Raw genomic sequence first — 13,604 nt, 5'->3', positions numbered from 1 at the left:
GGCAAAGCCGGGCGAGCATCGCCATGCGAAGGGCGAGCGCCTCCCTTGCGCGCGCTGGCCCGGGACGGGGCGGCAGGCGCCGCGGAGGAACGGCTCGGGTGGTTGGGGTGGGGTGCGGCGCGATCGCCGCGGCTATCCGCTGGCGGACGTCAGCTTGCGTGCCGCCTCAGGCGGTCAGTCCAGCTTGATGCCGGCCTTGACGATGGTGCGCTCGACGCGCGCGCGCTCCTTCTCCAGATGCGTCGAGAAGGCAGCCGGGCCGGGCGCGGCCAGCCGGCTGCCGCGCCGTTCGATCGTCTCGACGTAGCGGGGCGCCCGCGAGGCACGCTCCACCGCGCGCGCAAGTACCGCGGTGAGATCCGGGGGCAGCCCGGGCGGGGCCACCACGCCGAGCCAGGATGAGGCGATCAGGTTGGGGTAGGTCTCCGCCAGCGTGGGCAGGTCCGGAAACTGGGGCAAGCGCTCCGGCGCCGCGGTGGCGAGCACCTTCAGCTGGCCCGATTGCACCGCCTGTGCGACGGAGCCGAGGCTGTCGATCATGAAATCCACACGGCCCGCGATCAGGTCGTTGGTCGCCTGCGCGCCGCCGCGATACGGCACGTGCACGGCCTCGATGCCCGCGGACACCTGCAGCATCTCGCCCGCGATATGCATGGTGGTGCCGATGCCGGGCGAAGCGAAGCTGAGCTTGCGCGGATGGCGCTTGCCCCAGTCCACCAACTGCTGGACGCTGCCGAACTTCGATGTCGCGGGTACCAGGAACACGAAGGGGCTCTCGTTGACCAGGCTGATCAGCGAGAAGCGGGTGTTCGGATCGAACCCGAGCGACTTCTGCGTCAGCGGATTGACGACGAGCTGGCCTGGCGAGGCCAGCATCAGCGTGTAGCCGTCCGGCTTCGCGCGGGCGAGCTCCGCCGTGGCGATGTTGCCGCCCGCGCCGGTGCGGTTGTCCACCACTACGGATTGCCCGAGCAGCTCGCCCATCTCCGCGGCGATCTGCCGTGCGGTGATATCGGTGATGCCACCGGCGGCAAAGCCCACGATCATCCGGATGGGCCGGTTGGGGTAGTCCGTCGGCGGCGCGGCCCGTGCCGTGGCGGAAAGGGCCAGCGCGAGGGTGGCCAGCAGCGTGGCCGGGGCGAGCGCCCCCAGCAAGGCGGCGATGCGTGTCATGTCGTTGTCTCCATGGTTGTTCTGGTTGTCGTTTTTTTTGTCGTTGTCTTTCTCGCGGTTCCGGCTTCGCCGTTCATGGCTTCGCCGGCGCTCTCGCCGCCACGCGAGGCGGCGAAGACCTAGCGCATCGAGAACCGCACGTTCTTGACCTGCGTGTTCTCGAGGATCGCGTCGATGCCGCGCTCCTTGCCCAGGCCCGATTCCTTGTAGCCGCCGAACGGCGCGTCGACGGTGGCCTTGATCGCGTTGTTCACCGCGAGGTTGCCGATCTGCAGCGCCTGGCATAGCCGCATCGCGCGGCCGGCGTCGCGCGTATAGACGACGCCCGCCAGGCCGAAGCGGCTGTCGTTGGCCAGGCGCACGGCCTCGTCCTCGTCGCCGAAGCGGATCAGCGCCTGCACCGGCCCGAAGATTTCCTCCTGCGCCACGCGCATGGCGTTGCCGGCGGTCGCGAACAGCGTGGGCGCGACGAAACAGCCCTCCTGCAACTCCGGGCGGCCGGCCAGGTCGGCCAGCGCCTGCGGTCCCGCGCCTTCGTCGCGGCCGATATCGAGATAGCCGGTGACGCGCTCGAGCTGCGCGCGGCTGACCAGCGGCCCCATCTGCGTGGCGGGATCGTCGGGCAAGCCGATGCGTATGCGGGCGCAGGCGGCGCGCAGCTTTTCCACGAAGGCGTCCGCGATGCCGTGCTGGACCAGCAGCCGGGTGCAGGCGATACAGATCTGTCCGGTGTTGCGCGTGATGTCCTGCACCGCCACGTCTACCGCCGCGTCGACGTCCGCGTCGTCGAAGACGATCAGCGGCGACTTGCCGCCCAGCTCCAGGGTCACGCGCTTGATGCGCTCGGCGGCGCTGCGGTAGATCGCCTTGCCGGTGGCCGTGCCCCCGGTGAACGAAATCTTCTCCACCAGCGGATGCTCGACCAGCGCCTGGCCGATGGTGGCGCCCGGCCCGTGGACGATGTTGATCACGCCCGGCGGAAAGCCCGCCTCCAGAATGGCGGCACCGAGTTCGACGGTGGACAGTGGCGTGATTTCCGAGGCTTTGATCACCGCGGTGTTGCCGGCCGCCAGCACCGGCATCAGCTTGCTGATGGTCAGCGTCAGCGGGTAGTTCCAGGGCAGGATCAGCGCCACCACGCCATAGGGCTCGCGCAGCGTGAAGTTGATCACCGAGGTGTCGGCGACATTGAGCGTCTGCCCGCCGATTCCCTGGGCCACGCCGGCGACGTAGTCGATGCCGTCGAGCATCGTGACCAGCGATGCGCGCGTGGTGGTGATGGGGCGCCCCACGTTCCAGGTCTCCAGCCACGCCAATTGTTCCCGCTTGCCATCGAGCGCCTGCGCGAGCCTGCGCAGCAGCCGGCTGCGCTCGCGGGCGGACGTCTTGCGCCAGTGCGTGTCGAAGGCGTGGCGTGCGGCGCGCACGGCGGCATCGACTTCCTCGACGCCGGCTTCGGCGACATGGGCAAGCGTGCGCCCGGTGGCGGGATTGCCCACCGCGAAGCTGCGGCCGCTCGCGGCGAGCCGCTCCTCGCCATCGATCAGTAGGGGATAGACGCCGCTGCGCAGCAAGGAAGTGGGTTGCATGGTGGTGTGAGGATGCATGGATGACCGCTGCCGACCGGTGGCAGTCAGCGGACGAGGTTGGGAGGGCGCCGCATGGCCGCATAGAGCGCGACGATGTCGTCGCGCGACAGCGGCCGGCCGTTCAGGCGGGCGGACGCGTTGGCTTCGGCGGCGTCGTGCACGCCCGTCATGTCGGCCGGCAGCACGCCCAGCGCATCGAGCGAGCGGGGCAGTTGCGCCAGGTCGCGCAGTGCGCAGATGGTCTCGATCAGCGCCCTTGCCGCGAGCGTGTCCGGCACGGCGGGCGCCACGAGGGCGCAGGCCCGCGCGACGGCGGCGTAGCGCGCCGTCATGGACACCACGTTGAAGCGCATCAGCGGCTCGCAGACCACCGCCAGCACGTGGGCATGCGGCGCGTCCACCACCGCCTCCAGCGGCGTGCAAAGACCGTGGATGCCATCGACGCCGCGCAGGCTCATCGCCACGCCGGCCAGGTAGCTGGCCAGCATCATGTCGGCGCGCGCCGCCGTGTCGTCCGGCCGTGCCAGTACCGCCGGCAACGCGGCGATGGCCCGGCGCAGCGCATCGGTCGCCAGTGTCTCGCCCAGCGGATGGCTGGCGCGATTGGTGGCCGCGCCCAGCGCGTGCATCAGCACGTCGAAGCCCGTGCAGGCCGTCACGGCGCGCGGCACGGTCAAGGTAAGCAGCGGGTCCAGCGCCACCCACTGCGGCCGGCAACGGTGGCTGCGCAGCACGTGCTTGCGTCCCGCCTCGTCCTTGACCAGCGCCGCCACGGTGCTCTCGCTGCCGGTGCCCGCGGTGGTGGGCACCGCCGCGAACGGCGGTGTGGGACGCGTCAGCGCGGCATCGCCCTGCACGATCGTTTCGCCCAGCGGCAGGTCGCTGCACAGCAGCGCGCACAGCACCTTGCCGACGTCGATCACGCTGCCTCCGCCGAGCGCGATCAGGCCATCGCAGCCGTTCGCGCGCCAGCGCTGCGCGGCGGCCATGACATGAGAGATCGCGGGATTGGCGGCGACATCGTCGTGAGCGACCGGCGCGATGCCCGCCCGGCCCAGCGCGTGGGCCACCCGCGCCGGCAGCCCCGTGGCTGCCAGTCCGGCATCGGTCAGCAGCAGCGGGCGCCTGACGCCGGCGCGCCGCGCCCATAGGGGCAGCTGCTCGACGCAGCCGGCGCCGAATACCGCCTCGCCGGGCCAGCGCGTGGCAAAGTGCCCCGGCGCGGTATCGAACACGCTGGTATGCGCGGCGTCCATCAGATCTTGCGTCCGACGCGTTCCCAGTGCGGCGCGCGCAACTGGTTCTTGAAGACCTTGCCCATGCTCTCGCGCGGCAACGATGCATGGAATTCCACGTGGCGCGGCACCTTGTAGCCGGCCACGCGTTCGCGCAGCCAGTCGCGCACCGCCGCGGCGTCGAGCGCGGCGTCCTGGGCGGCCACCACGGCGACGGCGACGGCCTCGCCGAACTCGGGATCGGGAATGCCGAACACCGCGCAATCGGCCACGTGCGGGTTGGCCAGCAGAGCATGTTCGATCTCGGCGGGGTAGATGTTGACGCCGCCGGAGATGATCATGTCGCGCTTGCGGTCGGTGATGTACAGATAGCCGTCGGCATCGAGATAGCCAACATCGCCGTTCGTGATATAGCCGTCGCGCTCGATGGCGCGGCGCTGGGCCTCATTGTGGCGATAGGTGAAGGGCAGCGCGTTGTCGCCCGTGTCGACGTAGATCTCGCCGACCTCGCCGGGCGGGAGTTCGCGCCCGGCCTCGTCCAGGATGCGGATCGACGTCCCCGGAAAGGGCCGGCCCGCGGTGCCGGGCCGGGCAAGCCAGTCGGCGGCCGTGGCGAAGGTCACCAGCCCGGCCTCGGTGGAGCCATAGGTCTCGTTGACGATGGGGCCCCACCACGCGATGATCGCGCGCCGCACCTCCGGCGGACACGGCGAGCCGCCGTGCGTCACGTTCTCCAGGGACGAGACGTCGTAGCGCACCCGTACCGCCTCGGGTAGCTTGAGCAAGCGCACCAGCATGATGGGCACCAGCGACAGATGCGTGATGCGATGGCGCGCGATCGCCTGGAGCAGCAGCTCGGCGTCGAAGCGCGGCAGCACGACGATCTCCTCGGCCAGCTCCAGCGCGACGCGGGCCGCGGCATTGGGGCCGGCATGGTACAGCGGTCCCACGACGGCGCAGCGCATGCCCGGACGCGCTGCGCTGGCGATCGCGCGCACCCGCAGGGAGCCGGCATGTTGGGCCGGCGTGCCCGGCAGGCGCATGACGCCCTTGGGCCGCCCGGTGGTGCCGGACGTGTACAGCATGCTGCCGACCGCCGGCACGCGTTCGGCCGCCGACGGCGCGAAGCTGTCGCGCCAGGCGGGCCACGCCAGCGCCCGGGAAGCCAGGGCCTGCGGCACAAGCGCCGGCGCTTCGGGCAGTCGATAGGCCGCCACGATTTCCGCGGGCGTCGGCACGACGATCACCGGCATGTCGCCGGGCACTGCGCTGGCGATGCCCGGCAACAGGTCGCCATGGACGACCAGCGCCTTCGCGCCGCTGTCGCGCAGGATGAAGCCGGCCTCCTCCAGTTGGAAGTGCCAGTTGATCGCCACCAGATGCACTCCGAGGCGATCGAGGGCGACGATCAGTTCCAGATAGGGAAGGTCGTTGCGCAGCATCACGGCGACCGCATCGCCGGCGCGCAGTCCGAGTTCGGCAAAGCCGGTGGCGGCGCGTGCCGCGTTTCCCTCGAGCGTGGAGGCGTCGATGCGGCGCTCGCCGAACCGGATGGTCAGATTGGGTTGCATGGAATCGTGGAATCGGATGGAAGGGCGGGAGTGCGAAGGCCGGCATCGGCGTGGGTGCCGGCGGGCGCCGCTTGCAGCGCGCGCAGCCGACCCGCGGCGGCTTCCGCCTGCGCCATCAGCCGCCGCACCGTGGCCGCCACCGGCTCGGTGGTGTTCGCGAAGCCGATGGCCGGGCCCATCGACAGCAGGCCGGTGTCCCAGTCGCCGTGCCGATAGCCGTGCTCGCGGCCCAGGCCGCCGCTGGCCAGCGCGCCGAAGTCTTCATAGCGGCAGGCACCGCCGTGCTCCAGGCGCCGCGTCTCGCGCACGGTGGCGTTGTCCAGCACGCGCCAGGGATGGCCGGTCGAGCGCAGCGCCAGCGTGGAGGCCTGGGCCGGCTGGGCGGCGAGGTGGCGCTTGTAGCGATCGTGCGCCCACACCTCGTCGCAGGTCAGGAAGCGCGTTCCCATCAGCACCGCGTCGGCGCCCAACGCCAGCGCCGCGGCGATCTGGCGGCCGTCGCCGATGCCGCCGCCGATGGCGAGCGGCACCCGCAGGCGTTCCAGCGCCAGCCCGCCGAGCACGAAGGCCGACAGCTCGTTGGTCCCCGGATGGCCACCGGCTTCCGCGCCGACCAGCGCGATGGCGTCGGCACCGGCCTGCTCGGCTTTTGCCGCATGCTCGACGAACGCGCACTTGTGCAAGGCGAGCCCGCCGCCGGCGTGGATGCGCGCGAACAGGGCCCCGGGCGCGGGTCCCACCGTCTCGAAATGCCGCACGCCTTCCTCCAGCGCGATCTCGATCCACGAGGGCAGCAGCCGGTTCGCCTCGGCACGGCGCGATTGCGTCAGGTTGACGCCGAACGCGCGGCCCTGCGTCAGCGTCCCGCATTCGCGCAGCGCGGCACGGTAGGCCGCCAGGGTGTCGAACGAGCGCGGCGTGAGAAAGGCCATCGCGCCCGCGTTGACCAGCGCGGCGACATAGCGCGCGTCGGACAGCCACATCAGCCCACCGGCCAAGATGGGATGGCGGATGCCGAAGCGTTCGGTGATCCGGGTGCGGAAGGGGGCGGGCGCATGCATCATGGCGCGTCAGAGCATCACGTAGCCACCGCTGACGCCGATGCTCTGGCCGGTGATATAGGCGGCGCGATCGGACGCGAGCAGGCACACCATGCCGGAGACGTCTTCCGGGCGTGCCAGACGGCGCAGTCCCCGGCCGATCGGGTAGGCGTTGAGCATCTTGCCCAGGCGCTCGTTGTTCTCCGGCGTGGCGTCGGGATGCAGCGCCCCTTCGGGAATGCCTTCGTGCGAGATCGCGCCCAACGCGATCACATTGACATTGACGCAATCGCGCCCGTGTTCCTGCGCGATGGCCTTGGCGAAGCCCAGCATCGCCGCCTTCGCGCCGGAGTACACCGCCAGCCGCCCTTCGCCGGCGCGCCCGGCCTCGGACATGATGTTGACGATCTTGCCGTAGCGGCGCGCCTGCATGCCGGGCAGCACCGCCTTGCAGCAATACATCATGCCGAACACGTTCAGCGCCACGATGCGCTCCCAGGCGTCCGGGGTGGTCTCGACGAACATCGGCGCCGCACCGCCTTTTTCGCGCCGCTCGACCAGCACGCCCGCGTTGTTGACGAGGATGTCGATCGGGCCAAGCGCCTGCTCCGCGGCGGCAATGGCCGCATTGACCTCGGCCTCGCGGGTAATGTCGGCCACCGCCGCGAAGGCCTGGCCGCCCGCGGCCTCGATCTCCGCCACCACCGCCTGCGCGCGAGTGGGGAACAGATCGTTGACCGCCACGCGCGCGCCCTCGGCCGCAAGGTCCAGGCAGATGCGCCTGCCCACGCCCTGGCCCCCGCCCGTGACGAATGCCACCTTGCCGTTCAGATTCAGGTCCATGTCGATGCCTATGTCTTCGTAGTCCGTCGTTGATTGATTGAGTGGGCCGGCGGGCGGATGCCGCCGGCTGCCGCGTCCGCTACTGCCCGCGAAACACCGGCTTGCGCTTCTCGACGAACGCCCGCATGCCTTCCTTGCGGTCCTCGCTGGCGGTCACCAGCGCGGCGGCGTAGCGCTCGTACTCCAGGCCGGCCTCGATGCCGACCTGCAAGCCGAGGTCGATCGCGTGCTTCGCGTAGCGCAGCGCGAGCGGGGCGTTGGCGGCCATGCGGGCCGCCATCGCCATGGCGGTGTCCAGCAGCGCGCCGGCCGGCACGACGTGGTTCACCAGGCCGATGGCCAGTGCCCGCTCGGCATCGATGTGGTCGCCGGTCAGCATGAGTTCCTTGGCGATGCCGACGCCGACCAGGCGCGGCAGCCGCTGCGTGCCCCCGGCGGCGGGCAGTACGCCGATGCGTGCTTCCGGCAAGCCCAGGCGCGCACCCTGCGCAGCGATGCGCACGTCGCAGCAGAGCGCGATCTCCAGGCCGCCACCGAGCGCCACGCCGTTGATCGCCGCGATCACCGGCTTCTCGAACTGCTCCAGCGCCCGGAACAGCTCGTGTGTCGCCTTCTGCTTCAGGTGGTATTCGGCTTGCGGCACGATGCGGTCGGCGCGTTCCTTGATGTCGGCGCCGGCGCAGAACGCCCGGTCGCCCGCGCCGGTGATCACGACGCAGCGCACGGCGTCGTCGACGCGCGCCCGCTCGAACAGCGCGTGCGCCAGGTCCGCCTTCATGCTGCCGCCGATGGCGTTCATCCGTTCGGGACGGTTGAGCCGGATCAGCGCGACGCCGTCGCGGGTTTCGTAGAGGAGAGTGGAATATTCCATGGCTGGCCTTCAGGCTCGTGAAAGGACATGCGCGACGGCGACCGAGCCCAGCCCGATCATGTGGGCCAGGCCCAGCCGCGCTCCCGGATGCTGGCGATCCCCGGCCTCGCCGCGCAGCTGCCGCGCAATCTCGGCCACCTGCCCGATGCCGGTCGGACCCAGCGGATGGCCCATGCCGATCAGACCGCCCGACGGATTGACCGCGCAGCGGCCGCCGATATGCGCGCCGCCCCCGGTCACGAAGGCCGCGCCCTCGCCGGGCGGGCATACACCGATCGCTTCGCTGTAGACCAGCTCCTCGATCGTGAAGGCGTCGTGCAGTTCGACGATGTCGAGCTCGGGGGCGCCCACGCCGGCCCTGGCCAGCGCCTCGGCTGCGGACTTGCGCACCAGTTCGACTAGCGCGGGCGCGTCCTGCACCAGTTCCTCGCTGCTGGCCACAGACGAAAGCACCCGCACCCCGCGCGAGCGGTCCAGGCCCAGCGTCCGCAGCGCCGGCTCCGAGACGACGATCGCCGCCGCGGCGCCTTCGCCGCGCGGGCAGCATTGCAGCGCGGTCAGGTCTCCGGCGATGCGCGGCGAGGCCAGTACCTGTTCGATGGTGCGGGGCTTGCGGAACTGCGCATAGGGATTGCGCGCGGCGTTGCCGTGGTTCTTGACGGCGACCGCGGCCAGGTCCTCGGGCCGCAGTCCGCGCTCGCGCATGTAGCGTCGCGCCAGCAGGGCGAATTTCACCAGGGGCACGTTGGCGGTGGGGCTCAGCGGCGGCAGGCCATCCTTGAGCACCGCGCGCCGGCCGTCGCCGAACTTGTCCACGCCCAGCGCCAGCACGACGTCGCGCTCTCCCGAGGCCACCTGCAGGCAGGCGAGGCGGAAGGCGCTCGACCCGGACGCCGAGGCGTTCTCCACCTGTACGACCTCCAGGCCGGTGGATCCGAGGTGGCGCAGCATCACGCGGCCCGCCGCCATACCCAGCGCCGCGGTCCCGACGAACGCGCTCTGCACCTGCGGCCATGCGAGGCCGGCGTCCGCCAGCGCCTCCCGCACCGCGCGCAGGCCCAATTGCGGGTAGGGCGTTTCGCCCGGGAACTGGTAGGGATGCATGCCGATGCCCACCACATATACCGGACGTTCCTGCAACAGCGTGCGGCTCATTGCGCGCCTCCCTGCCGGTCCGGCGCCGGCGGCGAGGCGGGATCGGAGCCGGACTGCGCGACCGGCCGGAATGCCCAGCTTCCGCCTTGCCCGTCGTCGATCCACACCGGCCGCACGACGGTGCCCGGCATCGCGTCGGCTTCGTCCCGCGCATCCACGCGGACTTCCTCGACGAGGCCCGGACACAGCTCGATTTCCCCGATGATGGCCGGCACGGCAAGCCCGGGCGCGAGCGGCGCATGGACCGTGACCACGTTGCGCAACGGCACGGCGCCCATGCAGTCCACCGCTTCGAGCGTGTGGCCCGGTGCGCCGCAGTGGCGGCATCCGGGTACGTTGGCGGGATAGCTGTGCCCGCCGCACTGGCCGCAACGCGCGGCCTGGAGGACGGGGGTACGCCCGTCTGCTGAGAGTGTGTGGTTCATTCGATGGACATTCCCGATTCGCGCACCAGCTGGCGCGCGCTCTTGCGCTCCTCTTCCAGCGCGCTGGCGAACTGCGCCGGCGTGCTGGCCTTGATGTTGGTGCCCAGCTCCGCGAGGCGGGCCTGCACCGACTTGTCCTTCAGCGCGCCGGCGAACGCGGCGTAGATCCGCTGCACCACCGGTGCCGGCGTGCCCGCCGGCGCCACCACGCCAAGCCAGGTGGTCACGTCGAACCCGCCCACGCCCGCTTCGGCCACGGTCGGCACGTCGGGCAGATCCGCCACGCGGCGGCTGCCGGTCACCGCCAGCGCCCGCAGGCGCCCGTCGCGGATTAGCTGCAGGGTGGTGGAGCGGCTGTCCGCCATGAAGTCCAGCTGGCCGGCAGCAAGTCGTTCAGCGCCGGGCCGCTGCCCTTGTAGGGCACGTGGATCAGCGGCGTCTGCAGCCGCACCTGCAGCGTCGCGCCCGCGACGTGCATCGAGCTGCCGTTGCCGGCCGAGCCGTAGGTCAGCTTGCCGGGCTGCTGCCGCGCCTTGCCCAGCAGATCGCCAATCGATTTCAGCGGGGACGCCGCCGGCACTACGACCACCATCGGACTCTCGGTCAGCTGCGTGACCGGCGTGAAGGCCTTGACCGGGTCCACGGGCACGCGCTTGTACAGGAAGGGATTGAGCACCAGCGGGCCGGGATTGCCGAGCAGCAGCGTGTAGCCATCGGCATCGGCCCGCGCCACCACCTCGTTGGCGATATTCCCGTTCGCGCCCGGACGGTTTTCGATCACGACCGGCTGGCCCAGGTCCTTCTGCAAATGCGGCTGCAACAGGCGCGCGACGATGTCGGAGGCGCCGCCCGGCGGGAACCCCACCACCAGCTTCACGGGCTTGTCGGGGAATTCGGCGCCATGGGCCAGCGTGACCAGTGCGGTCGCGCAAGCCGCGGCGCAGCGTTGGAACCAGCGATGTGACATGAAGCGGTGTCTCCTTGTTGTGTGATCCGGGGCGTGTCGTGCGCGCGTACGGACGAGCGCCGTCCGACCGCGTCGCGCCTCGTCGCGCGCAGTCGATGAAACAGGCAGGGCAGGGACGGTCAGCCGGTCAGTCGGGCTCTTGCGGCAGCAGCAGGCGCTGGCGCAGGTTGTCCTTCAGCGCGCGGATCGCGACCGCGATATTGCTCGTCGTGGGATTGAGCATCGACTGCATCCGCAGGCCGCGCACGGTCGCGATGAGCAGGCCGGCTTCCTCGGCGGCGGCGACGTCGGGACGGATCTGGCCCGCGCGTTGCCCGGCTTCGATATGGCGGGTGATCGCCCGGTGCCAGCGGGCGCTGATGGCGGCGAAGGTGGGGCGGACCTGCGGCGCGGGTCCGATCGATTCGAGCATCAGTACAAAGAAGGCGCGCGAACTTTCGGACGGGTCGTCCATGCCTTCCAGGTAGCAGTCGATCTCGCACAGGATCGCGTCGAGCCCCGTGAGGCCCTGCATGCGCGCCAGCAGCCGTTCGCGGTGCGCATTCGCAATATGCTTGATCAGCTCTTCGAGCAGCCCGTCCTTGGTGCCGAAGCGATGCTGCACGAGGCCGCGGCTATAGCCTGCCTCGATGCCGGTCGCTTCCAGCGTGGTGTGTGTGTAGCCGCGGGTGGCGATCAGGCGCGTGGCCGCGGCGAGCAGCCGGCTGTCGGACTCGGCAACGCGCTCGGCCTGCGTGCGCCGCTGGCGCTTCGCGGGCACGGCGACGGTCCCGGCGCGCGGCTCGCCAGGCCTGGGGAAAGCGCTGGCAGGCTGCTCCGTCGCGGCAGGCGCGGGCTCAACGACGGGAAGAGAGGAAAGTTTTCGTGGCATGCGAGGCAGTGTATTTACAAGCGGTACGTACCGCAAGTAAACAGCGCCCGGCGTTTACCCGAACATACTTGTTGATTGGATTGTAAGTTGGGCGTGCGGGAATCGGTCGTTCACGCGACCTTCGACCGCGCGGCAATGCGATATGCGCCCAGCGCGGTGCCGGTGATCAGGATCTGCACCACCGCGCAGGAGACGGTCGGCGACGAACCGTATCCCACCAGCTTGGTGCCAAGGGCTCCCACCGCCATCTGGCCGCAGCCATAGAGCCCCGCGGCGGCGCCGGTGAGTCCGGGCACGGCCGAGATCGAGCGCGACAGGGCGGCAGGGCTGGCGAGCCCGGCTCCGGCGGTCAGCACGAAGGTGATCGCGATCAGCAACGGCGCGCTCAGCCAGCCGCCAATCTGCACCACCAGCAGCAACGCGGCCATGGAGAGGCTGAGGCCGGCGCCGGCATTGAGGAATACTTCCGGCTCCAGGCGCTCGGCCAGGCGCCGCGTCACCATCGTGCCCAGGCTCGCGCCGGCAATGGTCACCGACGCGAACCAGCCGATCTGCCAGATGGGCAGGCCCAGTTGCTCATGCACGATGTAGGGCGAGGTGGCCAGATAGGGGTAGAGCGCGGTGGTGGAACAGGCGCCACCGAGCATGAACCCGAGATAGCGGCGGCTGCCGAGCAGGCGGCCGTAGTCGCGCGCGATCCTCGCCACCTGGAGCGAGCGGCGGTGCGCGTTCGTCTCCGGCAGAATGCGCCAGGCGCACCACAGCATCAGGCTCGCGAGGGCGACCAGGAACACATAGATCGCCCGCCAGCCGAACAGGTCGGCCAGCAGCGAGCCCACCACGGGCGACACACCGGGGCCCACGAGCGTCAGCAGGTTCAGCAGCGCGAGATCGCTGGTGACCCGCCCCGGCGCCGCGGTGTCCCGCACGATGGACCGGCCCAGCGTGATGCCCGCCGCGCCGCCCAGTGCCTGCGCCATGCGGGCGAACAGCAGCCACTCCAGCGACGGGGCCAGCAGGGCCAGCACGCCTGCGACCAGGTACAGGCCCAGCCCGACCAGCAGCGTCGGCCGGCGGCCGATCGTGTCGGAGACCGGCCCATAGATCAGCTGTCCGAAGGCCAGCCCGAGGACGTAGTAGGTAATGGTCTGCTGCATGCCGGCGGGACCGGCATGCAGGTCCGCGCCGGCGAGCGGCAGCGCCGGCACGAAGATGTGCATGGCCATCGTGCCGCTGAGCGTCACCAGCACCAGCAGCCACATCGGCGCGCGCAGCGCGGGCGTAAACGGTGGTTCCGAAGTCTGCATGGACGGCACCCTTTACAGCTCGTCCAGCCGGCGGGCGATCTTTTCCAGCGCTTCGCGCGTGGCCCGCATCTCCGCTGGGGATAGCGCGTCCAGAATCTGCGCCTCGATCGCCAGGCTCTCGCCCACCATGCGCGCGGCCATGACCCGGCCTTCATCGGTCAGGCGGATGCTTTTGGCGCGGCGATCGGTCTCGTGCGTTTCCCACTCCACGAAACCCGCCTCGCGCAACTGGGCGAGCACGCGCACCAGCGAGGACTTGTCCAGCGACAGCACCTCCGCCAGCTCCTTCTGCCGCATCCAGGGCGACCCGGATTCGTAGAGCGCGATCAAGGGCGCGCGGGAGGCGTCGGTGAGGCCGACCTCGCGAAAGCTCCGGTCGATGGCCTTGCGCCAGCGCCGGTAGACCGTGCCGATCAGGCGACCCAGGCGGGCCTGGGCTTGTTCGACGGAACCGGCCGATGCAGGACGGCGATTAGGTGACATGCAAACCATTATCGTTGCCGAATGGTTTGCATGTCAACCAAAACCACGGCCCCGCACGGGTCGTGGCCAGCCCT

General features: G+C 70.6%; 12 protein-coding genes and 1 pseudogene. All 13 read right to left on the bottom strand.

Annotated features, from left to right (window positions below; genetic code table 11):
* Nucleotides 1-174 precede the first annotated feature (174 nt).
* The 13 genes and pseudogenes from LDO27_RS02415 to LDO27_RS02355 all read right to left on the bottom strand — a co-directional run bounded on the left by LDO27_RS02415 (nucleotide 175) and on the right by LDO27_RS02355 (nucleotide 13,530).
* On the bottom strand, nucleotides 175-1,173 hold the full coding sequence (locus LDO27_RS02415) for a Bug family tripartite tricarboxylate transporter substrate binding protein (RefSeq protein ID WP_224039393.1): 999 nt from the start codon (nucleotides 1,171-1,173) through the stop codon (nucleotides 175-177).
* A gap of 119 nt (nucleotides 1,174-1,292) precedes the next feature.
* Nucleotides 1,293-2,762, bottom strand: coding sequence for an aldehyde dehydrogenase family protein (locus LDO27_RS02410; protein ID WP_224039391.1), 1,470 nt, complete (start codon nucleotides 2,760-2,762; stop codon nucleotides 1,293-1,295).
* Between the two features lie 44 nt (nucleotides 2,763-2,806).
* Nucleotides 2,807-4,018: an iron-containing alcohol dehydrogenase family protein gene (locus LDO27_RS02405; RefSeq protein ID WP_224039389.1), complete on the bottom strand. Its 1,212-nt coding sequence runs from the start codon at nucleotides 4,016-4,018 to the stop codon at nucleotides 2,807-2,809.
* Complete coding sequence (locus LDO27_RS02400) at nucleotides 4,018-5,568, bottom strand: AMP-binding protein (protein ID WP_224039386.1); 1,551 nt, start codon at nucleotides 5,566-5,568, stop codon at nucleotides 4,018-4,020. The genes LDO27_RS02405 and LDO27_RS02400 overlap by 1 nt, the downstream gene beginning before the upstream one ends.
* On the bottom strand, nucleotides 5,553-6,632 hold the full coding sequence (locus LDO27_RS02395; RefSeq protein ID WP_322790800.1) for an NAD(P)H-dependent flavin oxidoreductase: 1,080 nt from the start codon (nucleotides 6,630-6,632) through the stop codon (nucleotides 5,553-5,555). The genes LDO27_RS02400 and LDO27_RS02395 overlap by 16 nt, the downstream gene beginning before the upstream one ends.
* A gap of 6 nt (nucleotides 6,633-6,638) precedes the next feature.
* Complete coding sequence (locus tag LDO27_RS02390; protein WP_224039384.1) at nucleotides 6,639-7,451, bottom strand: SDR family NAD(P)-dependent oxidoreductase; 813 nt, start codon at nucleotides 7,449-7,451, stop codon at nucleotides 6,639-6,641.
* A 79-nt stretch (nucleotides 7,452-7,530) separates the two neighbouring features.
* Nucleotides 7,531-8,322, bottom strand: a complete 792-nt coding sequence (locus LDO27_RS02385; protein ID WP_222206029.1) for an enoyl-CoA hydratase/isomerase family protein — start codon at nucleotides 8,320-8,322, stop codon at nucleotides 7,531-7,533.
* Nucleotides 8,323-8,331: 9 nt separating this feature from the next.
* Entirely contained in the window at nucleotides 8,332-9,477 is a 1,146-nt protein-coding gene (locus tag LDO27_RS02380; protein WP_224039382.1) for a thiolase family protein, read from the bottom strand.
* A complete protein-coding gene (locus LDO27_RS02375) occupies nucleotides 9,474-9,902 on the bottom strand; it encodes a PhlB family protein (protein ID WP_224039380.1) in 429 nt (142 codons plus the stop codon). Before LDO27_RS02375 ends, LDO27_RS02380 begins: the two co-directional genes overlap by 4 nt.
* A pseudogene (locus LDO27_RS02370) lies at nucleotides 9,899-10,869 on the bottom strand (Bug family tripartite tricarboxylate transporter substrate binding protein). The gene LDO27_RS02375 and the pseudogene LDO27_RS02370 overlap by 4 nt, the downstream one beginning before the upstream one ends.
* A gap of 127 nt (nucleotides 10,870-10,996) precedes the next feature.
* Nucleotides 10,997-11,629: a TetR/AcrR family transcriptional regulator gene (locus LDO27_RS02365; RefSeq protein WP_224039379.1), complete on the bottom strand. Its 633-nt coding sequence runs from the start codon at nucleotides 11,627-11,629 to the stop codon at nucleotides 10,997-10,999.
* Between the two features lie 221 nt (nucleotides 11,630-11,850).
* Nucleotides 11,851-13,047 carry a multidrug effflux MFS transporter gene (locus LDO27_RS02360; protein ID WP_224039377.1) on the bottom strand — a complete coding sequence of 399 codons (1,197 nt, stop codon included), beginning with the start codon at nucleotides 13,045-13,047 and terminating at the stop codon, nucleotides 11,851-11,853.
* Between the two features lie 12 nt (nucleotides 13,048-13,059).
* Entirely contained in the window at nucleotides 13,060-13,530 is a 471-nt protein-coding gene (locus LDO27_RS02355; protein ID WP_222206015.1) for a MarR family winged helix-turn-helix transcriptional regulator, read from the bottom strand.
* Between the last annotated feature and the right edge of the window lie 74 nt (nucleotides 13,531-13,604).

The sequence above is a fragment of the Cupriavidus respiraculi genome, assembly GCF_914271545.1.
Lineage (GTDB): Bacteria > Pseudomonadota > Gammaproteobacteria > Burkholderiales > Burkholderiaceae > Cupriavidus > Cupriavidus respiraculi.
The sequence above is the reverse complement of the archived record's forward strand: the minus strand, read 5'-3'. Positions and strand labels throughout refer to the sequence as shown.

Bases quoted from the DNA above. Each gene is read 5' to 3' on its own strand.
- LDO27_RS02405 (WP_224039389.1), bottom strand. From the start codon at position 4,018: ATGGACGCCGCGCATACCAGCGTGTTCGATACCGCGCCGGGGCACTTT.
- LDO27_RS02385 (WP_222206029.1), bottom strand. From the start codon at position 8,322: ATGGAATATTCCACTCTCCTCTACGAAACCCGCGACGGCGTCGCGCTG.
- LDO27_RS02410 (WP_224039391.1), bottom strand. From the start codon at position 2,762: ATGCAACCCACTTCCTTGCTGCGCAGCGGCGTCTATCCCCTACTGATC.
- LDO27_RS02375 (WP_224039380.1), bottom strand. From the start codon at position 9,902: ATGAACCACACACTCTCAGCAGACGGGCGTACCCCCGTCCTCCAGGCC.
- LDO27_RS02355 (WP_222206015.1), bottom strand. From the start codon at position 13,530: ATGTCACCTAATCGCCGTCCTGCATCGGCCGGTTCCGTCGAACAAGCC.
- LDO27_RS02415 (WP_224039393.1), bottom strand. From the start codon at position 1,173: ATGACACGCATCGCCGCCTTGCTGGGGGCGCTCGCCCCGGCCACGCTG.
- LDO27_RS02360 (WP_224039377.1), bottom strand. From the start codon at position 13,047: ATGCAGACTTCGGAACCACCGTTTACGCCCGCGCTGCGCGCGCCGATG.
- LDO27_RS02390 (WP_224039384.1), bottom strand. From the start codon at position 7,451: ATGGACCTGAATCTGAACGGCAAGGTGGCATTCGTCACGGGCGGGGGC.
- LDO27_RS02400 (WP_224039386.1), bottom strand. From the start codon at position 5,568: ATGCAACCCAATCTGACCATCCGGTTCGGCGAGCGCCGCATCGACGCC.
- LDO27_RS02380 (WP_224039382.1), bottom strand. From the start codon at position 9,477: ATGAGCCGCACGCTGTTGCAGGAACGTCCGGTATATGTGGTGGGCATC.
- LDO27_RS02395 (WP_322790800.1), bottom strand. From the start codon at position 6,632: ATGATGCATGCGCCCGCCCCCTTCCGCACCCGGATCACCGAACGCTTC.